Source organism: Salinispora cortesiana, assembly GCF_000484695.1.
GTDB lineage: Bacteria > Actinomycetota > Actinomycetes > Mycobacteriales > Micromonosporaceae > Micromonospora > Micromonospora cortesiana.
Genome location: NZ_AXVR01000014.1, coordinates 49,329 through 74,500, shown reverse-complemented (window position 1 = coordinate 74,500; position 25,172 = coordinate 49,329). Strand labels below are relative to the sequence as shown.

General features: G+C 68.4%; 19 protein-coding genes and 2 pseudogenes. 12 read left to right on the top strand and 9 right to left on the bottom strand.

The window, feature by feature from the left end; genetic code table 11:
• Window positions 1–82: 82 nt before the first annotated feature.
• The gene (locus K228_RS0109275; protein WP_018223563.1) at window positions 83–433 is read right to left on the bottom strand and encodes a histone-like nucleoid-structuring protein Lsr2; all 351 of its coding nucleotides are present in this window, start codon (window positions 431–433) and stop codon (window positions 83–85) included.
• 450 nt (window positions 434–883) lie between these two features.
• On the opposite strand from K228_RS0109275, the gene K228_RS0109270 reads away from it, so the two are divergent.
• Window positions 884–2,434: an MFS transporter gene (locus K228_RS0109270; protein WP_025618197.1), complete on the top strand. Its 1,551-nt coding sequence runs from the start codon at window positions 884–886 to the stop codon at window positions 2,432–2,434.
• A 4-nt stretch (window positions 2,435–2,438) separates the two neighbouring features.
• Here K228_RS0109270 and K228_RS0109265 read toward each other — a convergent pair whose 3' ends face one another.
• Complete coding sequence (locus K228_RS0109265) at window positions 2,439–3,230, bottom strand: YaaA family protein (protein WP_025618196.1); 792 nt, start codon at window positions 3,228–3,230, stop codon at window positions 2,439–2,441.
• Between the two features lie 138 nt (window positions 3,231–3,368).
• On the opposite strand from K228_RS0109265, the gene K228_RS0109260 reads away from it, so the two are divergent.
• Complete coding sequence (locus tag K228_RS0109260; RefSeq protein ID WP_025618195.1) at window positions 3,369–3,932, top strand: CDP-alcohol phosphatidyltransferase family protein; 564 nt, start codon at window positions 3,369–3,371, stop codon at window positions 3,930–3,932.
• Window positions 3,929–4,562: pseudogene (locus K228_RS29420) on the top strand (hypothetical protein). Before K228_RS0109260 ends, K228_RS29420 begins: the two are co-directional and overlap by 4 nt.
• 83 nt (window positions 4,563–4,645) lie before the next feature.
• On the opposite strand, the gene K228_RS0109250 reads toward K228_RS29420, so the two are convergent.
• The 4 genes from K228_RS0109250 to K228_RS25450 form a co-directional block, all read right to left on the bottom strand.
• Window positions 4,646–7,042, bottom strand: a complete 2,397-nt coding sequence (locus K228_RS0109250) for an arylsulfatase (RefSeq protein ID WP_025618194.1) — start codon at window positions 7,040–7,042, stop codon at window positions 4,646–4,648.
• A 61-nt stretch (window positions 7,043–7,103) separates the two neighbouring features.
• On the bottom strand, window positions 7,104–7,778 hold the full coding sequence (locus tag K228_RS0109245) for a hypothetical protein (protein ID WP_025618193.1): 675 nt from the start codon (window positions 7,776–7,778) through the stop codon (window positions 7,104–7,106).
• 132 nt (window positions 7,779–7,910) lie between these two features.
• On the bottom strand, window positions 7,911–9,173 hold the full coding sequence (locus K228_RS0109240) for a DUF2254 domain-containing protein (protein WP_025618192.1): 1,263 nt from the start codon (window positions 9,171–9,173) through the stop codon (window positions 7,911–7,913).
• 209 nt (window positions 9,174–9,382) lie between these two features.
• Window positions 9,383–9,892 (bottom strand): GNAT family N-acetyltransferase, encoded by a 510-nt coding sequence (locus tag K228_RS25450; RefSeq protein WP_025618191.1) that lies wholly within the window; start codon window positions 9,890–9,892, stop codon window positions 9,383–9,385.
• Between the two features lie 199 nt (window positions 9,893–10,091).
• Here K228_RS25450 and K228_RS0109230 point away from each other — a divergent pair, with 199 nt between their 5' ends.
• Together K228_RS0109230 and K228_RS0109225 are read left to right on the top strand one after the other, a co-directional pair.
• Window positions 10,092–10,433: a hypothetical protein gene (locus K228_RS0109230; RefSeq protein ID WP_025618190.1), complete on the top strand. Its 342-nt coding sequence runs from the start codon at window positions 10,092–10,094 to the stop codon at window positions 10,431–10,433.
• Between the two features lie 14 nt (window positions 10,434–10,447).
• Complete coding sequence (locus K228_RS0109225) at window positions 10,448–10,918, top strand: DUF6328 family protein (RefSeq protein ID WP_025618189.1); 471 nt, start codon at window positions 10,448–10,450, stop codon at window positions 10,916–10,918.
• Here K228_RS0109225 and K228_RS0109220 read toward each other — a convergent pair.
• Entirely contained in the window at window positions 10,908–11,783 is an 876-nt protein-coding gene (locus tag K228_RS0109220; RefSeq protein ID WP_188116183.1) for a formylglycine-generating enzyme family protein, read from the bottom strand. The two genes, K228_RS0109225 and K228_RS0109220, sit on opposite strands and share 11 nt — an antisense overlap.
• Before the next feature lie 261 nt (window positions 11,784–12,044).
• Between K228_RS0109220 and K228_RS0109215 the strand changes: the two genes are divergently transcribed.
• The 5 genes from K228_RS0109215 to K228_RS0109195 all read left to right on the top strand — a co-directional run bounded on the left by K228_RS0109215 (window position 12,045) and on the right by K228_RS0109195 (window position 20,179).
• Window positions 12,045–15,710 (top strand): nitrate reductase subunit alpha, encoded by a 3,666-nt coding sequence (locus K228_RS0109215; RefSeq protein WP_025618187.1) that lies wholly within the window; start codon window positions 12,045–12,047, stop codon window positions 15,708–15,710.
• Complete coding sequence (narH, locus tag K228_RS0109210) at window positions 15,710–17,437, top strand: nitrate reductase subunit beta (RefSeq protein ID WP_025618186.1); 1,728 nt, start codon at window positions 15,710–15,712, stop codon at window positions 17,435–17,437. Before K228_RS0109215 ends, narH begins: the two co-directional genes overlap by 1 nt.
• On the top strand, window positions 17,434–18,060 hold the full coding sequence (gene narJ / locus K228_RS0109205) for a nitrate reductase molybdenum cofactor assembly chaperone (RefSeq protein WP_025618185.1): 627 nt from the start codon (window positions 17,434–17,436) through the stop codon (window positions 18,058–18,060). Before narH ends, narJ begins: the two co-directional genes overlap by 4 nt.
• Entirely contained in the window at window positions 18,057–18,815 is a 759-nt protein-coding gene (narI, locus tag K228_RS0109200) for a respiratory nitrate reductase subunit gamma (RefSeq protein ID WP_025618184.1), read from the top strand. Before narJ ends, narI begins: the two co-directional genes overlap by 4 nt.
• A gap of 146 nt (window positions 18,816–18,961) precedes the next feature.
• Window positions 18,962–20,179, top strand: a complete 1,218-nt coding sequence (locus K228_RS0109195) for a globin domain-containing protein (protein ID WP_025618183.1) — start codon at window positions 18,962–18,964, stop codon at window positions 20,177–20,179.
• Window positions 20,180–20,227: 48 nt separating this feature from the next.
• On the opposite strand, the gene K228_RS0109190 is transcribed toward K228_RS0109195, so the two are convergent.
• Entirely contained in the window at window positions 20,228–21,013 is a 786-nt protein-coding gene (locus K228_RS0109190; protein ID WP_025618182.1) for a YwiC-like family protein, read from the bottom strand.
• The gene (locus K228_RS0109185) at window positions 21,010–21,708 is read right to left on the bottom strand and encodes a helix-turn-helix transcriptional regulator (RefSeq protein WP_025618181.1); all 699 of its coding nucleotides are present in this window, start codon (window positions 21,706–21,708) and stop codon (window positions 21,010–21,012) included. The genes K228_RS0109190 and K228_RS0109185 overlap by 4 nt, the downstream gene beginning before the upstream one ends.
• Window positions 21,709–21,910: 202 nt before the next feature.
• On the opposite strand from K228_RS0109185, the gene K228_RS0109180 reads away from it, so the two are divergent.
• Complete coding sequence (locus K228_RS0109180) at window positions 21,911–23,320, top strand: acyl-CoA synthetase (RefSeq protein ID WP_025618180.1); 1,410 nt, start codon at window positions 21,911–21,913, stop codon at window positions 23,318–23,320.
• 203 nt (window positions 23,321–23,523) lie between these two features.
• A pseudogene (locus K228_RS25445) lies at window positions 23,524–25,085 on the top strand (ricin-type beta-trefoil lectin domain protein).
• Window positions 25,086–25,172: the final 87 nt, after the last annotated feature.

The window sequence follows — 25,172 nt, the reverse complement described above, 5'->3', positions numbered from 1 at the left end:
AAGGGCCCCGGTCCGGGGCCCTTCGTGCTGTGTCGGGGCTAGCTCAACCGGGGCCATTGCGGGCAAACCAACCGCCGGCCCTCTACTGCTTGTCGTACGCCTCCATCACGCCGACCGGGATGCGTCCGCGGTCCGAAACCTGGTATCCGTTGGCCCGCGCCCACTCCCGGATCTCCTCGTTACGCGCGCGGGTGGAGCGCTGCGCGGTCGCTGCGGCTCCCCGCACCGCCCTCGTGATCCCACCGTGGCCACTGGCCCTGCCGACGCGCTGACCAACGGCGATATAGGGGGCAAGCGCCTGCCGAAGTGTGGATGCGTTCTCGTCCGATAGTTCGATGGTGTATGCCCTGCCGTCGAGACCGAACTCAATCGTCTGGTCGGCCTCGCCACCGGTTAGGTCGTCAATCAGTTGGGTGATTACCTGTCGCGCCATGCTCGGGTTAGCTCCATTTCACGAGTACGAAGACGAGGACATTAGCATCCAGACAGGGTAGTTGCTAAAGGACCCACAGGCGGGATTCGCCCGACCACCAAATCTTTCCCGTGGGTAGCGGCTACCACACCCGCCGTGGCTGTTCCTCAGACCGCCGATCCGGGCCACCGAGCGCCGACGGCGAAGTTTCTGGAACCGTCTATCCCCGCCGCCCCCGTGCCATGTCGAGAACCGAGGCCATCAATTGCGGGCACGACGACTTTTTGTGGTCGTGCTGGCCGGCCCAGCATTCCCGCCGATACCACGCCACCGCCACCAGCGCCCGCGCACCGGGTTCGGCACCCAGCGCAGCACCATCGCCGAACCCCGGCGCGGCCCGCCGTCCAGACTGACCCGACCACACCTAGCTTACGACCACCTGGTAGAGCACTTTCCTATATTGTCGGGTTTATGCACTCCCGGTCCCGCCGGTCATCGCCGTCCCGACGGGCCGCCCTGATCAGCCTCTGCACCGCCGCCACACTGGTATGGCTCGCGTTCTCCAACCTCGGGGTGGCGTTGCCGACCATCGCCACCGAGCTGAACGTCAATCTGACCGATATGCAGTGGGCGAACAACGCCCTGAGCATCGCCTGCGGAACACTCCTGTTGGCCGGCGGTCGCCTCACCGACCTACACGGTCATCGAAAGATGCTGCTGCTCGGCCTGGTGATCTTCGGTGTCGCCGCCCTGGCGACCGCCTTCACGCCCAACCTCGCCGGCCTCATCGCCGGCCGAGCCCTGATGGGCCCCGGGAGCGCACTCATCCTGCCCGCCACCCTGGCGATGATCCCGGCGCTTTTCAAACGGACCGAACAGCCCCCGGCCTTCGCCGCGTGGGCCGCGGCGACCTGGGCCGGGCAGGCGATCGGGCCAGCCATCGGTGGAACCCTGACCACTCTGCTGGGCTGGCGGTCACTGTTCTGGTTGACCGCACCGGTGGTACTCGTCCTGTACGTCGTGACCAAACGAAACGCACCCGAGGCGCACAGGGGCAATGGACGGATCGACCTAATCGGGCTGGTCACCGGGGCCGGGGCCGCACTGTGCCTGCTCTTCGCGCTGACCGAGGGGCAACAGGTCGGCTTCACCGATCCGCTGATCATCGCTCTCTTCGGCGCCACCGCGGCGCTCGCCGTGGCGTTCGTCTTCGTCGAGTTGAGAATCACCGACCCACTGGTGAATCTACGGCTGTTCCGCACCCGCAGCTTTGACGGCGCTCTCATCGTCAACCTGACGATGAACATGTCCTTCGCCGGCACCCTCTTCGTGCTGTCCCTCTACCTACAGGATGTCCGGGGCTACAGCGCGTTCACGGCCGGCCTGCTCCTGGTTCCGGCCGCCGGAACTATCCTGGTGTTCAACTCCATCGGCGCACGGATCGTCACCCGACACGACGCCCGTTCCCCCTCGGTCTGGGGCCTCGTCCTGGTCGGCGTCGGCGGCTTCGCCATCAGCGCCCTACTGCCCTCCCTGTCGGTGCTCGCGGTGATCCTGGGCCTACTCATCATCGGTGCCGGGCTGGGCATACTCTCCGTACCCGTGGCCGACACCATCGTCGGCGGCCCACCGGTCGCCCTCGCCGGCGCCGCGTCCGGGCTCTACAAGACCAGCAGCATGCTGGGGGGCGCGCTCGGCGTTGTCCTGCTTACCGCCGCGACCACCCGCTTCGGTCGGGCCGAGGCCGCCCCGGTGAGCACCGCGGCCGGGCTTACCGAAGCCGAGTCCAACCAGGTCGTCAACGCGCTGACCAACTCCCAGACGGCGAACGCCGTCCTCGACAAGCTGCCAGCGAGCGAGCGGAGCCTCGTGATCACGGCCTACCACCAGGCATTCTCGGACGGAGTGTCGACAGCCCTCGTGCTCGGTGGTGTGATCGCGGTAGTCGGCGCGGTGCTGGCCGCCTGGATCTGGCCCCGCCAACGAAAGGGCCGCGGCCCGCGGCAACCCCAGCAGACCTGACCGCTCAGCCCAGATCGTGCCGTCGGACGCTGAGCCCCTTACCCCCGAACTCCTGACAGACGAAAGCAGGCTGGCGGGGCCTACTGAGAGCCGACTCATAGCGGTAGCCGATCTCGGCGAAGTCGACGATGTCCGCCGGGTCCTCAACCTGAGCAGTCAGCAGCCACCGGGCGAAGGCACCGCGGGCGATCTTGGCGTGCACGACAACGAACCGCGGCTCGCCGGTCTTCGGGTTGACCGTCAGGAAGCGGGGGCTGACGAACCGGTCGCGGGGCAGAAACCGGGTGACGGTCCGGTTGTACTCGATGGCGGCCAGATCAATGATGACGCCGGTCGGCGGAAGGCACCGGGCAACAGCATCGCCCCAGAACTGGTAGAGGTTGGCATACGGCGGATCCGGCAGGCGATAGCCCATCTCCAGCCGGTACGGCTGGATGCCATCGTCCGGGCGCAAGATGCCGTACAGCCCAGAGAGGATTCGCAACCGACCTTCGGCGTACGCCCGGTCGGCGGGGGTGAGGTCGCAGGCGCGGAGCCCGCTGTAGATGTCACCGGCAAAGCTGTCGATCGCCGGTGACTGCCGCTCTGGATCGGTACCCCAGTCGGCGAAGAGCCCGTGCGTTCGGTCAGCCAGCTCCGGGGAGAGCTCCATGACGGCGGCGAGCTGCTCCACCGAGAGGGTCTTGAGGTATGCCGCTAGCTCTTCGGCCCGGTCCCGTAGGGCGGGCACGGTGAGGGTCGCGCCGCCCTGGGGCGCCGGCCGCATCGCCTTGGAGGTGTGAATCAGAATGATCATTTTCGCCTCGTGCCGAGATCAAGATCCTCTGAGCATAGCGGCCCGATCGGCAACTTCACGGCGGCGAACCGGGAGGGCAGCGCCGACGAGCGCAGCTCCCCGGGCCCAGTGGCGGCGGTGGCGCCCCTCCCGGCTCGGATAGTGCAGGCCGCTAACACGGTGACCGCGGTACGCACGATCGGCGCGGTCACCGTCGCGATCGCCGCGGTCGCCACCCGGGACCCAGTCCTGGCGGTAGCCGCATATCTTGTCTACTGGGTCGGCGATATGTTGGACGGCTGGACGGCCCGCCGAATGAACCAGGAGACCCGCCTCGGCGCGGTCTTTGACATCCTGGCCGATCGGCTCTGCTGCGTCCTCTGCATCATCCCGCTGCTGCAGGTACGACCAGGAATGGTGGCTCCTGTCGCAGTCTTTCTGCTGCAGTTTGTCGTCGTAGATCTGGTCCTCAGCCTGTCGTTTCTACGGTTCGGGCTACTGAGTCCGAACTATTTCTTCCACGTACACCATGGCGTCTTCCGGTGGAACTGGTCCCCGGCGGCAAAGGCCACCAACACCAGCGCTCTGGTGCTGCTCGTGCTCCTCGTGCCGAGCCCCTGGCCACCGCTCGCGCTGGCCCTGGCGGTGGTCGTGATCAAGGTCGTATCCCTGGTGGTGGTACGGCGGCTGGTCCCGGTCCGCAGGAACGGGGCCGAATCATGATCGAGGCAGGGATCGCGACCTTCCTGATGGCGCTCACCTCGGCCTTCATCCCCGCGGTTCCAGTGGAGCCATACCTCATCGGCGCGGCCGCCGTAACCGGACAGAACGCCTTCCTGCTGGGTGTCACCGCTGGCGCCGGGCAGACCATCGGCAAGGCACTGATGCTGCTGGGCCTACGCGGCACCCTCCGCTCCGTGCGGCTGCACCGCTGGCTACAGCGGCACAGCGCCCGCTTCGCGCGGGCGCCGGAGCCGGCGCCGGCAGTGGTGACCATGGCGGGAGCGCCGCGAGGGACAGGGCCGAGCGGGCCGGGCTTCGGCGCCGTGGAGGCTGCGGCCCAGCCGCCCCGCACGACGGTCCGCACGGCCATCCGCCGGTCGATCGCCGTCGTCGTCACGGTGACCCGCCGCTGGAACAACCGACTCATCGCCCTGCTCGACCGGCCTTTCGTGGCGGTACCGGTGGTGTTGCTAAGCGGCGGTCGGCCTGCCCCCACTTCTGCTGGTCGTCTTCTGCATCAGCTCGACCCGGATGACGGTGAGCGTGTTCGCGGTCACGTGCTTCGTCGGCCGCACGGTGCGATTCGCCACCGTCAGCATGGCGCCGGAACTCGCTCACGTCCTCGGATAGTGCAGGGGTATCCGCCAGACAGCGGATACCCCCACGCCCGAGCTCCAGCGACCCCAGCCAGCCGTCGGAGCTGTCGGTCGCGCTCAGTCGCGGGCCATCATGGCGGCCGCCTCCCGCTCGACGTCAACGTAGGCCTCACCGGAGACATCCGCGATGACCTGCTTGATCGTGGCGCCGGTCAGCTTCCAGGGACGGGCGCCGGAGTAGTCATAGGTGACGGGTGCGCCGCGGTCCTGACCGACGTTGAAGCCTTCCCCGGCGAGGGCGAACTTGCCAAGTTGGGTCTGCATTCCCTTGCACTCACCCACCTTCTTCTTGCCGATGAACAGTGAGGCGTTGCCGATGCAGGCACTGGGCCGGTCGGAGCCGGGTGGAGTGATCAGCTTCTCCTTCTCGAACGCGACGCCGAGCACCACCTTCCCCTTCGGCACGTCAACGTTCGAGGCGATGACCTGTTCCTTCTCCCCCAGGTAGTTGTAGACGTACTTCAGTTTGCCGTCCTTGAGGTAGAGGGCGTGCCCGCCGAAGTTGGAGCCCTGCGCGAAGAGGACACCTTCCGCGTCGGGACCATCGATGACCACATCGGCTGCCAGGATGTAGGACCGCCCCCGGATGTTGACCGCTACCGCCTCGGGAACCTCCAGTGTGTTCGGATAGTAGACGTAGTGGTCTCGCGACGGCGCCACCTGCGGTCGCGGCGTGCTGAGCAACTCGGCAATGGCCCGGTCGTCCACCGGTAGACCAAAGAACTTGCCGGCCTGGTGATACCAGAGCGCCGCCAACTCCGCGGCCAGCTCGGGGTGCTGGTCGGCCACGTTGTGGATCTCGGCACGGTCGACATCGGTGTGGTAGAGCGCCCACTGGTCCAGACCGAAGTGACCCCAGTCCGCCGGGGAACTCGGGTGCAGGGCGTCCACCTTCCAGCCGTCCCGCCACAGCGCCCGCGTACCCAGCATCTGGTAGAACTGGCTCTGCTTCGCGGTCTTGGCCTTCGGCTTTTCGAAGGTGTGCTTGAAGCTGGTGCCCTCCAGTGGCCACTGCTTGAAGCCCTTGACCGTCTCCGGCAACTCGATGCCGAGGCAGTCGTACACCGTGGGCACGATGTCGGTGACGTGCGCGTACTGGTCGCGGAGCTCGCCTTTTGCCTTGATCCCCGCCGGCCAGTGCACGATCATCGGGTCGCAGATTCCCCCCTCCCACACGTCCTGCTTGAACAGCTTGAACGGGGTGTTGAAGGCAAAGGCCCAGCCGGTCGAATAGTGGTTGTATGTGCCGGGAGAACCAAGAATATCGAGCATCTTGATGTTCTCGTCGATACTGCTCGAGACACCGTTGAAGAAGGTGTTCTCGTTGACGGCACCATCCGCCCCACCCTCACCCGACGCGCCATTGTCCGAGATCACGAAGATGAGGGTGTTGTCCAGCTCTCCGGCGTCCTCAAGGTAGGTGATCAGCCGGCCGATCTCGTGGTCGGTGTAGCTGGAGAAGCCGGCGAAGACCTCCGCCATCCGAATCTGCAACTTCTTCTCGTCGGCATTGAGCGAATCCCACGGCCGTACGTCGCTCTTGGCGGGCGAGGGTTTGCCGTCCGCGCTGCGTACGTCGCTGAGCGGGTTGATCGGTGAGAGCTCGGTCCCCTTCGGGAGGATCCCCAGCTTGATCTGCTTCGCCAGGATCTTCTCCCGGATCGCCTCGTACCCCATGTCGAACTTGCCCTTGTACTTGTCGGCCCAGGCCTTCGGTACGTGGTGCGGGGCGTGGTTCGCCCCGGGGCAGAAGTACATGAAGAACGGCCGGTCCGGAGCGACCTGCTTGGCGTCGCCGATCATGCCGATCGCCCGGTCGACGAGGTCGGCGGTGAGCAGGTATCCGTCCTTGCCTTCCTTCCACTCGTCCACGCTGACGGGGTCGGCGGGCTGGTCGACGAACTGCTGGTCCTGAACGAGGTTCGGGTAGTACTGGTTGGCCTCTCCACCGAGGAAGCCGTAGAAGCGTTCGAACCCCCGGTGGGTGGGCCAGTTCCGCTTGGAGGAGGCCATGTTGGTCTCGTCTTCGGCGACACAGTGCCACTTGCCCAGCGCATAGGTGTTGTAGCCCCGGTCGCTCAGGATCTCGCCGATGAGAGCCGCCTCCCCGGGGATGTGCCCGTTCATCCCCGGGAATCCCTGGGTCGCCTCGGCGACGCAGGACATGCCGACCGTGGTGTGGTTGCGCCCGCTCAGCAGCGCGGCCCGGGTGGGCGAGCAGAGCGCAGTGGTGTGGAACTGGGTGTACTTCAGTCCGTTGTTGGCGAGCTTGCTCATATTCGGCATCTCGATGGGCCCACCGAAGAAGTCCCAGGAGCCGAAGCCCGTGTCGTCCCAGACCAGGACCAGCACGTTCGGCGCGCCTTTCGGAGCCTGGGGCTGGGCGTAAGGGTCCCAGTCCGGCGTCGAGTCCGTGGCGCCCAGATTGATGACGCCCTTGAATTCTTTACTCATGAACGGCTTCTCCTTCTCCCGCTCCCACAGCGGGACACGCGACCTGCCCGTACTTTGCCGATCAACTCTTCGCGGTGTCGGATGGCGCCACCTGGCCGGTGATCAACATTCGGATGCTCACCAGCAGAACCCAGGCGGGGAAGATGAGCGTGAACCAGAGGTTCTGGTTGGTGACGACGAGAAGCAACACGGCGAGAACGTAGGTCAGAATCCAGAGCCACTTCGGCATCAGTCGGGTCTTGAGCCCCACCGTTCCGAGGGCGAACATGAACACCGCGGCCATGCGGACCGCGTAGACCCCACTCGCCTCGAGCATGAGCGAACGGCCGAACCCGACCGTCTCGGTACCCAAGGACTGGGACCCACCCTCGGGGACACCGTCCAAGATGGCCCCCGCGACCACGACGGCGACGAATATCATGGCCAGGAAGAGAACCCCACTCCCGATGAGCAGGGTGGAGAAGAACCAGTCTCCCAGGTTGCCCATGTACTCCCGCACCACACCCATGAACCAGAGGAAGAAGATTCCGGCGAACGGGATCAGGAACAACGCCACCCGCATCCGGCCAGCTTCTTGCCGCACCCACTCCACATCGGCGAAAGGCTCCTTCGGAAGCGCCGACCGAAGCAGGATGATACTGATCGAGAAGACCACTGCGAAAAGTATGCCCGCAACCGCGACGCCGCGCGGATTTCGGAGCGCCCGAAACGATTCCTGGTCAGAACTCTTGCCCATCGACAACACCCTTCACCAGCCGGATCCACTGTCCCATAGAACGCGCACCCCTCCCTTTCTCGTTCTACCAGAGAACGGGGCAAGCAGTGGCCGGAATACGTCCGGCCGTGAGCCGGGCTCGGAGCCGCAGCCTCAGCCCCGCCCCGGACCGCCGATTCCCTGCCGGTCCGACACCACGGCCCGGTCGTGGTCGACCTTGCCCCCGAAACTCGCGGCCAGGGTCTGGTCGAGCCGGTCGAGCTCGGCGTCCACCGCTGGTCGCCGGTCCGCCGGAAGCACCTCGCGAAGGTCTTCGAGCATGGCGCGGAGCCGCCGCATCACCTGGACGGAGCTGGCCCCGTACTCACGGATCTCGGTGACCGCCAGGGTGAGGTAGTCCTCCCACGTCCGGCCCGGCACAACCAGCCGTGGCTGGCCGGATTCGTCGCAGTACCGCATCGTGCCGAGGGGCTGCGCCCCGATCATCCGGAGCAGTTCCTCCAGATAGTCCATCATCTGCACCGCTGTTGTCGGATCATTAATGGCCGAGGAGAGCGCCCGCGCTGCGCTGTCCACCAGAATCCGCACCGGAAAGGCCGGGTCACGCTCGACGGTCCGCTCGGTACCCATGGCCACCATGGCGTGTATCTGGTCGGTGGAGTCAGCCGACGGCCTCGTACCGAATACCTCCATCACGGGTTGCCCAGTGATGAGGTAGTCGCCGGCCGCCACCTTTGACCGGAGCTGACAGCCGTGCTGGCTGGCCCAGCGGACCAGGGCTGCCTCATTCAACGCCTGCACCGACCCGGATCGTTGGGACTGAATCACCATGGTTGGCTCCCCGGCCGATTCCTCCTTGCTCACCACCGAGCCGGCCGACTGGTCCCGCGCCGCCATCAGCTTCCGGGCGGTCCTGGTCACGTCGGCCGCGACCGCCACCGGTCGCAGTTGATGCACCAAGTGGTTGAGAAAAACCACGAAGAGCACGAAGCTGACGATGAGGAAGATCCCCGAGATGCCGACACCGAGCGGCGGGATCTCCGCTGACCCACCCAGAGCAAGAAGCGTGAAAGCGAAGGAGACGGTCCCGAGGATGAACGTCACCACGGCCAGGTGGAATCGGTCCCGGTACAACAACCGCAGATAGCGAGGAAAACTGTCGGCATGGAGTTCGAGCACCACCACGCTCACGGACACCACAAATCCGGCCAGCACCCCGGCGACCTCGACCACGATCGTGAGGAGCTCCTGCGCCGCGGACGCCTCGAACTCCCACGCCGACGGCAGGGTGATGACGGCGTCAACCTCGCGGACCGCGAGGGCGAGCAGCCCTCCCACCACCAGCCCCAGCAGCGGGAAGAACCACAGGCTCCCCACCAGGTTCTGGCGGATTCGGAAGAATTTTGCCCACAGCATCTTCGAACTCCTCGCCGCTTCGGGTAAGGACCCGACCGGAGCGTGCTGACGACCCGCCGCCGCATTGCGCTGGGGCAACCGATGTCTGCGGTTGTCCCCTGAGGGCCAGAATCACCCCTGGACCGAGCGGCTGAATGTGAGCCTTCCACACGTTCCGGCTCCGCTTGGGCGGAACCGTCAATCCGGCCGCGGCGGGTCGTCGTCCCGCGCTACCTCGAGCAGGTGTAGCGGACGGTCGTCAGCCGGTGACCGCCGATCTCGTAGCTGCCGGTCGCCCCATCCAGGACGAATCCCCGGCGCTCGTAGAACCTTCGGGAGTTGTTGTTCGCGGCGGCGCACCAGAGCCGGACAGCCGCTGCGTCGAGTGGGGCGATGGCGGCGTCCAGCAGGGCCGCACCGACCCCCTGGCCCTGGATCTCCGGCAGCACGTAGATCGCGTAGATCTCGGCCAGTAGCGGATCCTGCCGGTCCGGCCCGGCCATCACCACACCGACGACGCGGCCCGGGGTGAACGCCAGCAGTGTGCTCCGGGCCGGGTCCCGCCGGCTGCAGAAGCGCCGAGCCCAGTCCACCTCGTCCAGGGACGCCAGCACCGCCTGGGGCAGGAGTTCCGCATAGGCGGCGCGCCAACTCCGCACGTAGACCGCCGCGACCGCCGCCGCGTCCGCGGCGGTGGCCGGCCGGATGGCAGCCCCACCGGCCGGTTCTGAGCCATTCATGATCACGATAGTGCCTTATCCGAGATCGCACCCGAGTCGGCCCCCTCGCACCACCGGTGTCGGTGCGTTGGGCGATTCCCGCGGCGAGGTAACGCATCGGTGACAAAATGCAACTGGATGGTGCGGTTCCCCGCACAGCCTCCCCACCCGGAAGGGACGGTCGACCGTGCAAGCCTGGGAGACGCCGGCGGGAAGGAGCGTGGAGTGGAAGGGGGTCCACCACTCCACGCACGGCGACTTCGCCGACATCTCCACGCATACGGTCAGCTACGAGTCCCGGGACCGGTGCTATGTGACGACGGACGGGCGGATCGTGGCCGATGGCGTCAGCTACACGTATCAGAAGCTGGACCATCGCATGGCGATTCTGATCTACCGTCCCAAGGTCTACCAGGGGAGATCCGGTGTCGTCCTCTACTCGATGCTTGACTTTGCGAGCGCGACGGACCGCGCCGTGATCCTCGCCGACGGCGAGCCGTTCGCCGTCGCGGATGGGACGTTTCGCGAGGTGCAGACTCCCTCCCGGCCCGGACCGCACTGAGTGCGGAGGCAGGGGTGGCGGAGGAGTCGGAGACCCGCTGGCGGCGTCGGTACGCCGAGCTGTTGCAGGAGCTACGGATCGCGCAGACGGGGGTGCAGATCCTCTTCGCCTTCCTGCTCGCCCTCCCGTTCAGCTCCGCGTTCGGCGAGACCAGCGCATTCCAGAAGACTCTCTACATCATCTCGTTCCTCGCTACCGCCGCCGCGGCAGTGGCGACCATCGCCCCGGTGGCGTTCCACCGAGCGCTGTTTCGGCAGGGGCGTGATCCGGAGCTGGCCCGCTTCACCCACTGGATGACCACCACCGGCTTGTTGCTGCTGGTCTTGGCCGTGGTCGTCGCGGTGCTCCTCGTCACGGACTTCGTTCTCGAGCTGCCGATCGCGCTCGCGCTGACCGGCCTGACCCTGCTCTGGCTGCTGCTGCTCTGGGTACTCGTGCCGATTGGCCGCAGCCGGGCCGACGGTGACTCCGGTACTACCGAATGACGCACCGGAAGCCGAGGTGGCAGGTCGAGGTGTCGATCGCTTCACCCTGCCGGGCCGCCGGCCGGTACCGCATGCAGTAGTTGGGGGCGCACAGGTGGGATCCGCCCTTGATGACATGGCGAGGAATGACCGCGCTCGGTCCGTCGGCGGTGACCGGCGTCGTACAGCACGCCTTCGCCGACGGGTCAGCGGGGTACGTGAAGACGTCCCGGGTCCACTCCCAGACGTTGCCGGCCATGTCGTAGAGGTGGTGACCGTTGGGCGGGAAGGCTCCCACCGGGGAGGTTCCGGCGTACCCATCGAGGAGGAGGTTCTGCCAGGGAAACGCCCCCTGCCAGGTGTTGGCCATCATCCTGCCCTTGGGGGCGAACTCGTTGCCCCAGGTGAAGGCGGCGCCGTCGAGCCCGCCACGGGCGGCGAGTTCCCACTCGGACTCGGTCGGGAGTTCCTTGCCGGCCCAGGTCGCGAAGGCCACCGCGTCGGAGTACGCGACGTGGGTGACCGGGTGCAGGTCTCTGCCGTCGATGGTGCTACCCGGCCCCTCGGGATGACGCCAGGTCGCGTCGGGGGTCCACGACCACCAGTTGCGGTAGTCGGCGAGGCTGACCGGCCCGGAGGCCTTGCGAAACACGAGGGAGCCGGGGACCAGCAGCTCCGGATCGGCGTCGGGGTAGTCCGCCGCCATCGGTGCCACCTCGGCCATCGTCACATGGCCGGTCTCCCGGACGAATCGATCGAAGTCTCGGACGGTCACCAGGTACTGGTCGATCCAAAACCCGTCGACCTCGACCCATCGGACGGGCCCTTCTTCTGGATAGAAATCAGCTGACCCCATCCGAAACCGTCCGCCCGGGATCCAGACCATCTCCGGAGCCGGACGGGTCGTCGCTGGCGAGCTGAGCGCCTCGTGCACCACACCCTCACCCTAAACTACACAAAGCGCTACAACTCAGTGATTATCGGATCACCTGGATTAGCACCGTTCCGTCGGACGGGAGAATCCGCCCGCGCCACTGAGATAGGCGATCGCGTCGATATGGCCTGATTTATCCGGCTATCTGCGTCAAGCTGGGGGACGAGTCATCCCATCGGGTGTTCTCGCGGTCACCGGTGAGGAATGAGGCGTATGACGGGCACGACGGAGCACGCGAGCCGGGCGCTGCTGGCCGTGGGCGGCCTGGTACGCCGGGCCGAGGTCGCCCCCGACGGCCGGGCGCTCTACCAGGTCGGCGGGCGGGAGGCGGATGCCTTCTATCGAGACCGTTGGTCGTACGACAAGGTGGTGCGCTCCACCCACGGCGTGAACTGCACCGGTTCGTGCTCCTGGAAGGTGTACATCCGCGACGGCATCATCACCTGGGAACAGCAGCAGACCGACTACCCGAGTGTCGGCCCGGATCGGCCGGAGTACGAGCCGCGGGGCTGCCCCCGGGGGGCGGCGTTCTCCTGGTACACCTACTCGCCGACGCGGGTGCGCTACCCGTACGCCCGGGGTGTGTTGATGGAGATGTACCGCGAGGCCCGGCAGCGGCTGGGTGACCCGCTGGCGGCGTGGGCCGAGATTCAGGCCGATCCGCAGCGGCGACGTCGGTACCAGCAGGCGCGGGGCAAGGGCGGCCTGGTCCGGGTCTCCTGGGACGAGGCGCTGGAGTTGGTCGCCGCGGCGCACGTGCACACCATCGCCGAGTACGGACCGGATCGGATCGCCGGCTTCTCCCCCATCCCAGCCATGTCGATGGTGTCGCACGCGGTGGGGGCGCGGTTCCTGTCGCTGATCGGCGGATCGATGTTGTCGTTCTACGACTGGTACGCGGACCTGCCCGTGGCCTCCCCGCAGATGTTCGGCGACCAGACCGACGTGCCGGAGTCCGGGGACTGGTGGGACGCCTCCTACTTCATCATGTGGGGCTCCAACGTGCCGGTGACCCGCACCCCGGACGCGCACTGGATGGCCGAGGCGCGGTACCGGGGCCAGAAGGTCGTGGTGGTCAGCCCGGACTTCGCCGACAACGTCAAGTTCGCCGACGAGTGGATGCCCGCCCAGCCCGGCACCGACGGGGCGCTGGCGATGGCGATGGGGCACGTCATCCTCCGGGAGTTCTACGTCGACTGGAACACGCCCCGGTTCTTCGACTACGCGCGCCGCTTCACTGATCTGCCGTACCTGGTCGGCCTGGAGCCGGCAGCCGATGGCGGCTACCGCCCCGGAAAGTTCGTCACCGCTGCCGACCTGGGGAAGGACGACAAGGAGGCGGCCTTCCGGCCGGTGCTGTGGGATTCCGTCGCGGACGGGCCAGCGGTGCCGAACGGGTCACTCGGGGACCGCTACAGCGAGGCCGGCGTCGGTCGGTGGAACCTCGAGCTGGGCGAGATCGTGCCCCGGCTGAGCTGTGCCGGCGGCGAGGCGGTGGAGGTGCAGCTGCCCCGGTTCGACACCGACCAGCCGGAGGTGCTGCGTCGCGGCGTGCCCACCAGCCGGGTCGGCGGACGGCTGGTCACCACCGTGTTCGACCTGATGCTCGCCCAGTACGGCGTCGCCCGTCCCGGCCTGCCCGGTAGCTGGCCGACCGGGTACGACGATGCCGCCGAACCGTACACGCCGGCGTGGCAGGAGCCGATCACGGGCGTACCGGCGGCGCAGGTGGCCCGGGTGGCCCGGGAGTTCGCGGACAACGCCGAACGCTCCGGTGGCCGCTCGATGATCGTGATGGGGGCCGGTACGAACCACTGGTTCCACTCCGACACCACCTACCGGGCGATGCTGGCGCTGACTACGCTGACCGGCTGCCAGGGGGTCAACGGCGGCGGGTGGGCGCACTACGTGGGGCAGGAGAAGTGCCGGCCGGTGACCGGCTGGCAGCAGCTCGCGTTCGCACTGGACTGGGTCCGTCCGCCCCGGCAGATGATCGGCACCGCCTTCTGGTACGTCCACACGGACCAGTGGCGCTACGACACGTACTCCGCCGACGCCATCGCCGCTCCCACCGGCACCGGCGCCTTCGCCGGCAAGCACACCATCGACCTGTTGGCCCAGTCGACCCGGCTGGGCTGGATGCCCTCGATGCCCACCTTCGACCGGAACCCGCTTGATCTCGCCGACGAGGCGCTCGCCGCGAACCCCGACGACCCGGCGCGCTACGTCGCCGACGCACTGGTCGATGGCCGACTTGGCTTCGCCGGCACCGACCCGGACGCCCCGGCGAACTGGCCCCGGGTGTTGACGGTCTGGCGGGCGAACCTGCTCGGCTCCTCCGGCAAGGGCAACGAGTACTTCCTGCGTCACCTGCTCGGCACCGAGTCGAACCTGCGGGCGGAGCAGGCTCCGGCCGACAGTCGCCCGGCCGATGTCGTGTGGCGCGACGAGGCCCCGGAGGGCAAGCTCGACCTGCTGCTGAGTCTCGACTTCCGGATGACCTCGACCACGCTCTTCTCCGACGTGGTACTACCGGCGGCCACCTGGTACGAGAAGCATGATCTCAGCACCACCGACATGCACCCGTTCGTGAACGCCTTCACCCCGGCGATCAACCCACCGTGGCAGACCCGCACCGACTTCACCGCCTTCCACGGGATCGCCAAGGCCTTCTCCGCCCTGGCCCGCCGGCATCTCGGGGTGCGCAAGGACCTGGTGGCGACGTCACTGCTGCACGACACCCCAGATGCGATGGCTACTCCGGGCGGGGTCGTGCGCGACTGGCGCACCGGCGACGCTCCCGCGGTGCCGGGCCGGACGATGCCGAAGTTCGTGGTCGTGGAGCGAGACTATGGCGCGGTCGCCGACCAGATGGCCGCGCTGGGCCCCCTGCTGGACCGGCTGGGAACCACGAACAAGGCGGTCACCGTCGATGTGAACCGAGAGATCGACTATCTGCGGCGGGTCAACGGCGTGGTGCGGGGTCGCGCAGCCGACGGCCGGCCCCGGCTGGACACCGACATCCGGGCGTGTGAGGCCATCCTGGCGCTGTCGGGCACCACCAACGGCCGCATCGCCACCGAGGGCTTCCGATTTCTGGAACGGCGCACCGGTCAGCGCTTGGCGGACCTCGCCGCCGAGGCGGAGGGGAAGCAGATCACGTTCGCGGACACCCAGTCCCGTCCGGTTCCGGTGATCACAAGTCCGGAGTGGTCGGGCAGTGAGCACGGTGGTCGCCGGTACTCGGCGTTCACGATCAACACGGAGCGGCTGAAGCCGTGGCACACATTGACCGGGCGGCAGCACTTCTTCCTGGACCACGACTGGATCCACGAGACGGGCGAGGCGCTGCCGATCTTCCGGCCGCCACTGGACATCCACCGGCTCTTCGGTGAGCCACGGCTCGGCGCCAACGGCGAGTTGGAGATCACCGTACGGTATCTGACCCCGCACTCGAAGTGGGCGATTCACTCGGAGTACCAGGACAACCTACTCATGCTGACGCTGTCCCGCGGTGGGCCGACGATGTGGATGAGCGAGGCGGACGCGGCGAAGATCGGGGTACGGGACAACGAGTGGATCGAGGCGGTCAACCGCAACGGTGTGCTGGTCTGCCGGGCGGTGGTCAGCTACAAGATGCCCGAGGGCACCGTCTACGTCTATCACGCGCAGGAACGGGTGATCGACGTACCGAAGGCGCAGATCAACGGCCGTCGCGGCGGGATACACAACTCGCTGACCCGGCTGCTGGTCAAGCCCACCCACCTGATCGGCGGATATGCGCAGCTCGCCTTCGCGTTCAACTATCTCGGGCCGACCGGCAACCAGCGCGACGAGGTGACGGTGGTCCGACGCCGTTCGCAGGAGGTGCGGTACTGATGCGGGTGATGACGCAGATGGCGATGGTCATGAACCTGGACAAGTGCATCGGGTGTCATACCTGCTCGGTGACCTGCAAGCAGGCGTGGACCAACCGATCCGGGGTGGAGTACGTCTGGTTCAACAACGTGGAGACCCGCCCCGGCCAGGGCTACCCGCGTACCTACGAGAACCAGCAGCGATGGCAGGGCGGCTGGGTGCGTACCCGCTCCGGGCGGCTCAAGCCCCGCTCGGGCGGACGCCTGAAGCGGATGTTCACCATCTTCGCCAACCCGAAGCTGCCCTCCATGCAGGACTACTACGAGCCCTGGACCTACGACTACGAGCACCTGATCACCGCGCCGTCCAGCGACGACATCCCGGTCGCCCGGCCGAAGTCCCTGCTCACCGGCGAGGACATGAAGATCACCTGGAGTGCGAACTGGGACGACTCCCTGGCCGGCGGGAACGAGGTCACGGCGGGTGATCCGGTGCTGGCGAAGGTGTCCGAGCAGGTACGACAGGAGTACGAGAAGACCTTCATGTTCTTCCTGCCCCGAATCTGCGAACACTGCCTCAACCCGTCCTGCGCCGCGTCCTGTCCCTCCGGTGCGATCTACAAACGCAGCGAGGACGGCATCGTGCTGGTCGATCAGGACCGCTGCCGCGGCTGGCGAATGTGCATCACCGGCTGCCCGTACAAGAAGGTGTACTTCAACCACCGCACCGGCAAGGCGGAGAAGTGCACGTTCTGCTTTCCCCGCATCGAGATCGGGCAGCCGACCATCTGCTCCGAGACCTGCGTCGGCCGGCTGCGCTACCTCGGCCTCATGTTCTACGACAGCGACCGGGTGGCCGAGGCCGCCGCCACCGAAGCCGAACAGGATCTCTACGCGGCGCAGCGCTCGGTCTTCCTCGACCCCCACGACCCCGACGTCGTGACCGCCGCGCGGGCCGGTGGGATCCCCGACGACTGGATCGAGGCCGCCCAGCAGTCCCCGATCTGGGACCTGATCATGAAGTACGAGGTGGCGTTGCCGCTGCACCCGGAGTACCGGACCATGCCGATGGTCTGGTACATCCCACCCCTGTCCCCCGTGGTGGACGTGCTGCGCGACACCGGCCACGACGGTGAGGCGGCCGGCAACCTCTTCGGCGCGATCGACGCCCTCCGCATCCCCGTCGACTACCTCGCGGAGCTCTTCACCGCCGGCGATCCAGCACCCGTACGCGCGGCGCTCGGCCGGCTCGCCGCCATGCGTGCCTACCAACGCCGCAGCAACCTCGGCGAGACACCGGACGACGCCATCCCCGCCAGCGTCGGCATGACCACCGACGAGGTGGACGACATGTACCGCCTCCTGGCGGTCGCCAAGTACGAACAGCGCTACGTCATCCCCGCCGCCCACGCCGAGGACGCCCACCGCCTGGAGAAGATCGCCACCGAGTGCGCCCTGGACTACGAGGGCGGCCCCGGGATGGGCGGCGGCGGACCCTACGGACAGGGCCCCTTCGGGGAATCCTCCGGCACGCCCGTACCGATCCAGGTGGAGACCTTCGACGCACAGCGCAGCCGGCAGCGGGCCGACTCCCTGGCCGAACCCAGCAACCCGGCCCAGCGGACCAACCTGATCGACGCCGGTGGTGCGGGCAACCGGACCGGAGCCCGGCCGCAGAAGGACCCGGCCGGCGAGGGCGGCGACGTGACCAGCCCCGGCGTCCTCGACATCAACCGGGACCAGCCATGAACACCGAACCGATGACCTGGCGGCCCGTCGCCGCCCGCGCCGCCTCGCTGCTGCTGCGCTACCCCGACGAGGAGGTCCTCGCCGCGCTGCCGATCATCCGGGCCGCCCTCGACGCACTACCCGATGCCGTGGCGGAGCCGCTACGGCAGGTGCTGACCCATCGTGAATCAACCGCTCCCGGCGACCTGCGCGCCGGGTACGTGCAGCTGTTCGACTTCCGCCGCCGGTGCTGCCTGCACCTTAGCTACTACACCTGCGGCGACACCCGCCGCCGCGGCGAGGCGCTCGTCGGCTTCGCCGCCGCGTACAAGGCCGCCGGCCTGACGGTGGTCGACGGCGAGCTGCCCGACTACCTGCCGGCACTGCTCGATCTGGCCGCCGAAGACGACACCGGATGGCGGCTGCTGCACGACAACCGGGTCGGCCTCGACCTACTCGCCGAGTCGCTGGGCAAGGAGGAGTCCGCGTACCGGCACGCAGTAGAGGCGATCCGAGCCATGCTGCCCGCCCCGCGCCCCGCCGACCTCGCCGCCGCGCTCCGGCTGGCCCGCACCGGTCCGCCGGCCGAGGAGGTCGGCCTCGAACCGTACGGACTCGTCGACACCACCGGGGGGCGCAGATGAACACGGTGCACGTGCTGCTCTGGGTGGTCTACCCGTACCTGGCCATCACGATCCTGGTCGGCGGGCTGATCTGGCGCTATCGCTACGACAAGTTCGGCTGGACCACCCGCTCCACCCAGCTGTACGAGACCGCCTTGTTGCGCTGGGGCAGCCCACTGTTCCACTTCGGCGTACTCATGGTGTTGATCGGACATGTGGTCGGCCTGCTCATCCCCAAGTCCTGGACCGAGGCCGTCGGCATCACCGAGCACAACTACCACTTCATGGCCGTCTTCATCGGCACCATCGCCGGCTTCTGCACCCTCGCCGGAATGGTCATCCTGATCGCCCGCCGCCGCTTCACCGGCCCCGTCTTCGCCGCCACCACCCGCAACGACAAAGCGATGTACGTGTTTCTCGCGGCCGTCATCGTGTTGGGACTGTGGAACACGGTGCGGGGCAACATCACCGAAGGGGGCTACGACTACCGCGCGGACCTCTCGCCCTGGTTTCGGTCGCTGTTCTATTTCAGCCCCGATCCCGAGCTCATGACCAGCGTGCCGATCGGCTTCCAACTCCACGTCGTGGCCGCGTTCGCCCTCTTCGCGTTCTGGCCGTTCACCCGGCTGGTGCACGCCTTCAGCGCGCCGATCGGCTACGTCACCCGACCGTACGTCGTCTACCGCAGCTACGGGACCAGACCGCGACCGTCTCGGCCAGGCTGGGAAGGGCCGCCGACGCTGCCAACCCGCTCCTCGTCCCGAAATCGGGGGTGACGAGCTCCGCGCAGAATCCAGGACCTTCGGCCCTGATCTGGGCTATTGGGTGTCGGTTCGATGGAACCAGGTCACGATTCCGCGTACTCGTCCGGGAGGCGAGCCAAGGAAGCCACGACCTTTTACGCCGATCGATGTCCAAAGGAGTGGTCTTGCTCTCGCAATCCTCAGCAGCAGTGGTAACGGCGACCCTGCCCGCTGTGCAGGCGCACGGTGAAGCGATCACCAGCCGGTTCTATCAGCGAATGTTCAAGGCCCACCCGGAGCTGCTGAACATCTTCAACAAGGGCCACCAGGCCACCGGGGAGCAGCCGGCCGCGCTCGCCGCCTCCGTGGTCGCCTACGCCGAGCACCTCATCGACGGCGGCGACGAGAAGTCGTGGGAGCTGATCCTGAGCCGGATCGCCCACAAACACGCCTCGCTCGGCATCACCGCCACCCAGTACACGATCGTCGGCCGGCACCTGCTCGCCGCGGTCGGCGAGGTGCTCGGTGAGGCAGTGACCGACGAGGTCGCGGCTGCCTGGGACGAGGTGTACTGGCTGCTCGCCTGCGAGCTGATCGCCCGGGAGGCGCGGCTCTACACCCAGGCCGGGGTGGGCGAGGACGGGTCGGTGTGGCGGCACTGGCAGGTCGTGGAGTGCATTCAGGAGACAGCGGATGTCATCTCCTTCCGCCTGGTCCCGGCCGATGGTGGCCCGCTACCCACCTTCACGCCCGGGCAGTACGTCTCGGTCGCGGTCGACCTGGACGGTGGGGGGCAACAGATCCGGCAGTACAGCCTCTCCGGCCGACCCGGCGAGTCCTTCTGGCAGATCACCGTCAAGCGGGTTCGTGCCACCGGCGACGCCCCCGAAGGCGTGGTCTCGACCCTCCTGCACGAGCGGGTGACCGCCGGTGACACGCTCCGGCTCAGCCCGCCGTTCGGCGAGGTCAGCGCGGTCGGGGACGCGGGTCCGCTGCTGCTGGTCAGCGCCGGGATCGGCCTCACCCCGGCGATGTCGGCCCTGCACCACCTGGCCGCGACCGAGCCCGACCGGGAGGTGGTGCTGGTGCACGCCGACCGCAGCGCCGCCGCGCACGCCCGCCGCCACGAGCTCCCGGAGCTGGCGGAGCAGCTGCCGAACTTGTCGGCACAGCTGTGGTACGAGGACGCCGCCGAGGGTGAGTTGGATCGGCTGAAGGCGAAGGTCACCGCCGGCCGCGTGGACCCGAGCCAGATCCCGGTACCGGCCGGGGCCAACATCCACCTCTGCGGGCCGGTGCCGTTCATGTACCAGGTCCGCGCCGAGCTCCTCCGCCGAGGCGTGTCGAAGGACCGGATCGGCTACGACGTGTTCGGCCCGGGAATGCTGCGCGGCTGAGTCCTTCGGAGTGACCCCCACGGCTACGCGGCCGTGGGGGTCACTCCGTCAGGAGACCAGCACCAGCGTGACGAGCACCAGGACCGAGCAGGCGATCTCGATCATGCCAACCGGGGCGGGGCGCAGCCCACGGCCGGGCAGCAGCCACGCCCGGATCAACAACACCAGGAAGATCGGGGCGAGCCCCACGTCGAGCAGGGTCGCCACGACCAGCGCCGCCAGGTGGAAGCCGATGGACAGGCGCCGGTAGGAGGCGCTGCCGCGCTCCCGGATCATGGTCTTGACGTAGCAGACGGTGCCGGTCAGGTAGAGCAACAGCACCACGAAGGCCGGGACAACCCGCTCCGGCGACACACCCGCGACCGTGGCCACGACAAAGATCAGCAGGCAGCTCTGCACCACCGAGGCGAGGTCGTTGAGCAGGGCCCGCTCGCGCCGGCGCCAGGCGTACCCGGCGTTGACCGCCAGCAGCGCCGCAAAAGCCGGGGCGTACCAGAGCACAGCTGGCCGAACGACCACCACCGCCACCGCCAACGGCGCCGCAACCAGGGCGTAGAGCCGGAGCTGGGCAAGGAACCGGCCTGGGCGGCGACTCTTGACGGCCTGGAAGACGTAGTAGGACAGCAGGTAGCCGGCCAACCAGGCACCGAGCAGCGGCAGCTGCGGCCACCCCGGCCCGACCACGGCGACCCCGACCAGGTACGGCAGGAGCAGCATCGCCCAGGCACCGTGCTGCGGGGGCAGATAGCGGCGGAGCACGCGCTGGCGCCTGACCGGCCGCTGGGCGGTGACGGGGTCGGTGGCGCCGGGGGCCGCCGGCGACTGGGTGCTCATACCGGTTGGGTGGCGTCGAACGGGAGAGAGAGCCGCACCACACAGGCGGTGGGCGCGCCGAACGGCTCCAGCACGGCGTCGCTGGTTGGGGCGCCCGCCTGCTCCAGCGCGCCCCGGACGACGCCGACGTGCAGCCCGCAGATGGCGTCCGGATTCTGACTCACCAGTTCGAGGAAGGGACAGGTGTGCAGGTGGATCTCGGTGTGCCCGTCCGCCGCCTGCTTCAGGTCGGGGTCGAAACCCAGGCCATGCAGGACCGCTATCGCGGTGTCGACCGGTTTCGCCCCTCGGGGTGTCGCCGCCGCGAGATGCCGCCCCCAGTCGTGGCCGGCGCGGGCGGCCTCGGCCCGGGCGTCACCCCGACTCTGCCGGGCCAGGTGATCGAGCAGGGCCGCGGTGAGGGCGCGGTACGGCGCCGGGGCGGGGGCCTCCTCGGGCACCGTGCGGTAGCGCCAGGCCGGCCGTCCCGGCTGGCCCCCGCTGGCGCGGGCCTTGACCAGCAGACCGGCGTTGACGAGCCGGTCGAGGTGGCTGCGGGCGGTGGAGGGGTGCAGGCCGGTCCGCGTACTGATCTCGGCGATGGTGAGGCCACCGTCGGCAGCGCGGGTCAATTCCAGGATTGACGCCCGGCTGACGGTGCCGAGCGCCCGATGCCGGGTGGTGTCGATGGCCTGCCCGGTCGGCCCGATGTTCACGGTTGTCACGCTTGGCAATGTTACAACGTCAAACATCGTCAAAACCCGGAGGCGAATCCGCCTCGCCGCACCGCCACACCGCCACTGCGCTGCACCGACCTGGCCGGGGCGGGGCGGCCGGGGCGGGGCGGCCAGGGCCGGGTGGCTGGTGCGGAGGGGCGCGACTACGGTCGGAGGATCCGACGCGCGGAGAGGTGAGCCGGTGCGGCTACTCAGCTGGTTGTCCGAGTCCGTTGACGAGCGGCCGGACGCGGTCCAGGTCAACGACCGGGGCGCGTCCTGGGTAGAGCTGCGGCGGCTCGCCGCGGCCGTCGCCGACGACCTGCACGGCCTGGACCGGGTGGCGGTCGAGGCCAGCACGGATCTGGCGACGGTGGTCGGTGTCGCCGGAGCGCTGCTGGCGGGCACGGCGGTCGTGCCGGTGCCGCCGGATGCCGGGCCGCGGGAACGGGACCACATCCTGCGCGACTCGGCCGCCGAGGCGGTACTCGTGCCGGCGCACGGGAAACGTCGGGGCGACTACTCTGGCCGGCCTCTCATCCCGGTCGACCTCACCCGCCGGGCGGACAGCATCCGCCCGGAGCCCGATCCCGCCGAGACCGCGCTGATCCTCTACACCAGCGGCACCACCGGGGCACCGAAGGGGGTGGTGCTCTCCCGCCGGGCCATCGCCGCCTGTCTGGACGGGCTCGCCGACGCCTGGGGCTGGACCCCGGACGATCTGCTGGTGCACGGGCTGCCCCTGTTCCACGTGCACGGCCTGGTCCTCGGTGTGCTCGGCCCGCTGCGGCTGGGCAGCCGGCTGCAGCACGTGGGCCGGCCCACCCCGGAGCGGTACGCGGACGCGGCCGGCTCGCTCTACTTCGGGGTGCCGACCATCTGGTCCCGAATCGCCGCCGCGCCGGCGGCCGCCCGGGCCCTGCGCTCGGCCCGGCTGCTGGTTTCGGGCAGCGCCGCCCTGCCCACGGCCGTCGGCACCGGTCTCGCCGCGCTGACCGGCCGCCGAGTCGTGCAACGGTACGGCATGACCGAGACGTTGATCACGGTCAGCGCCCGCGCTGACGGTCCGCACCGGCCAGACGCGGTGGGGCTGCCGCTGCCCGGGGTGCGTACCCGCCTGGTTGACGACGGCGACGCTCCGCTGCCCGCCCACGGGGAGACGATGGGCGAGTTGCAGGTGCGCGGCCCCACCCTCTTCGACGGATACCTGCACCGACCGGAGGCCGATGCGGCCAGCCACACGTCCGACGGGTGGTTCCGCACCGGCGACGTGGCCACGATTGGTCCGGACGGCTGGCATCAGATCGTCGGCCGGGCCGCCACCGACCTGATCAAGAGTGGCGGCTATCGGATCGGCGCCGGCGAGGTGGAGGACGCGCTGCTGGCCCACCCGGGGGTCCGGGAGGCTGCCGTGGTCGGCCTCCCCGACTCCGACCTGGGCCAGCAGGTGACGGCGTACGTGGTGAGCGACGGCGTGACGGAGTCGGAGTTGATCGACTTCGTGGCCCGGCAGTTGTCGGCGCACAAGCGCCCGCGGCAGGTACGGCGGGTTGACGCCCTACCCCGCAACGCCCTGGGCAAAGTGCAGAAGTCTCGCCTGACGACGGAGTGACCGGTGGCGCCGGCCAGCCCCAGAATTCGATCTGGCCGAGATGGCTAAACCGCCCCCGACGCCGCTCAGATCCAGTAGCCAACAATTAAGATCCTTAATCTCCGGGGAATAAATAAAATTGACATGCATGTAAACAATAAGTTAACTTAACTGTGAGAGCGCTCTCGTGATCCCACCGCCACCGCCCCCTGGAGGTCACGCGAATGAGCCGCAAGCTGAGCGCGCTGATGGGTCTCGCCCTCGGCACCTGTCTCGTTGTCACCGCCACCCCCGCCGCCGCCCGCCCGGTCGTCCCGCCTGCGGGCGCGTCCGCCACCTCAACGACCCCCGCCACGCCGGCCGCCGCCGCGCCGGCGATGATCCCAGCCGGCCAACTCGAGGCACTGCGCCGAGACCTCGGCCTGACCGCCGCGGAGCTGGCCACGCGACTCGCCGTTGACGCCACCGCGTCCTCGATCGAGCCGCGGATGCGGGCCGAGCTGGCCGAGGCGTACGCCGGAACCTGGGTCACCGCCGACGGGCGCGCCGCGGTGGTCGGGTTGACCGACCCCGCACGCGCCAAGAAGGTTCGCGCGGCCGGGGCAGAGCCCCGGATCGTCGCCCGCAGCCTCGCCGAGCTGCGCGGGTTCACCACCAAGCTGGACCGGCGGGCGGCAGTCGCCGGCGCCGCGGTGCATGCCTGGCATGTCGCTCTGCCCAGCAACACCGTGTCGATCGAGGCCAGCAACGCCGCGGCGGCCACCAGGTTCGCCCGCGCGGCGGGGCTGCCCGACGATGCGGTGTCGGTGGTGGTCAGCCACGACGCCTACCGCCCGCTCTACGACATCCGCGGCGGCGACCAGTACGTCATCAACAGCCGCCTGATCTGCTCGATTGGCTTTGCGGTCGCTGGCGGGTTCGTCACCGCCGGGCACTGCGGCAATGTCGGTGAACCCACCACCGGCTCCGGAGCCGCGCAGGGGGTCATCCGGGGCTCCTCGTTCCCCGGCGACGACCTCGGCTGGGTCGAAACCAACGCCAACTGGACCCCCGGCCCTGGGTTTCCACTTACGACGGCAATGTGGTCACGGTGACCGGATCACAGGAAGCCTCGGTCGGTGCTGCGGTCTGCCGATCTGGCCGGACCACCGGTTGGCAGTGCGGCACCATCACCGCCAAGAACGTCACCGTCAACTACTCCGCCGGACCCGTCTACGGGATGGTCCGCAGTACCGCCTGCGCCCAACCCGGCGACTCCGGCGGGTCCTTCGTCGCCGGCACCCAGGCACAGGGCGTCACCTCGGGTGGCTCGGGCAACTGCACCACCGGCGGCAGCACCGTCTACCAGCCGGTCAACGAGATCCTGTCCCGCTACGGACTGTCGCTAACCACGTCTGGCGGCGGATCAACCCACCGAATCATCGGCCTCGCCGACAAGTGCGTTGACGTGCCGGGCGCCAACGGGGCCGATGGCCAGTACCTGAACCTGTGGCACTGCAACGGCACCAACGCCCAGGACTGGACGCTCCCGGGCGACGGAACGATCCGGGCGGTCGGCCTCTGCATGGACGTGGCCTGGGGGTCGGTCGAAAACGGCGCGGTGGTACAACTCGCGTACTGCAGCGGCAACCCAGCCCAGCAGTGGGTGTTTACCAGCGCGGGAGAACTCGTCAACCCGCAGGCGAACAAGTGCCTTGATGTCAAGAATGGAGACAGCTCCGACGGCGCTCGGCTGCAGACCTACCAGTGCCACGGCGGCGCCAATCAGCAGTGGCGTCTCGGGTGAGGAGGTCCGCACCCTGCGTCGGAGTTGAGGACGAGGCGGCCCCGCTTCGCTGATATTTCGAGAGTTAGGCGATAGGAGGGCGGAACT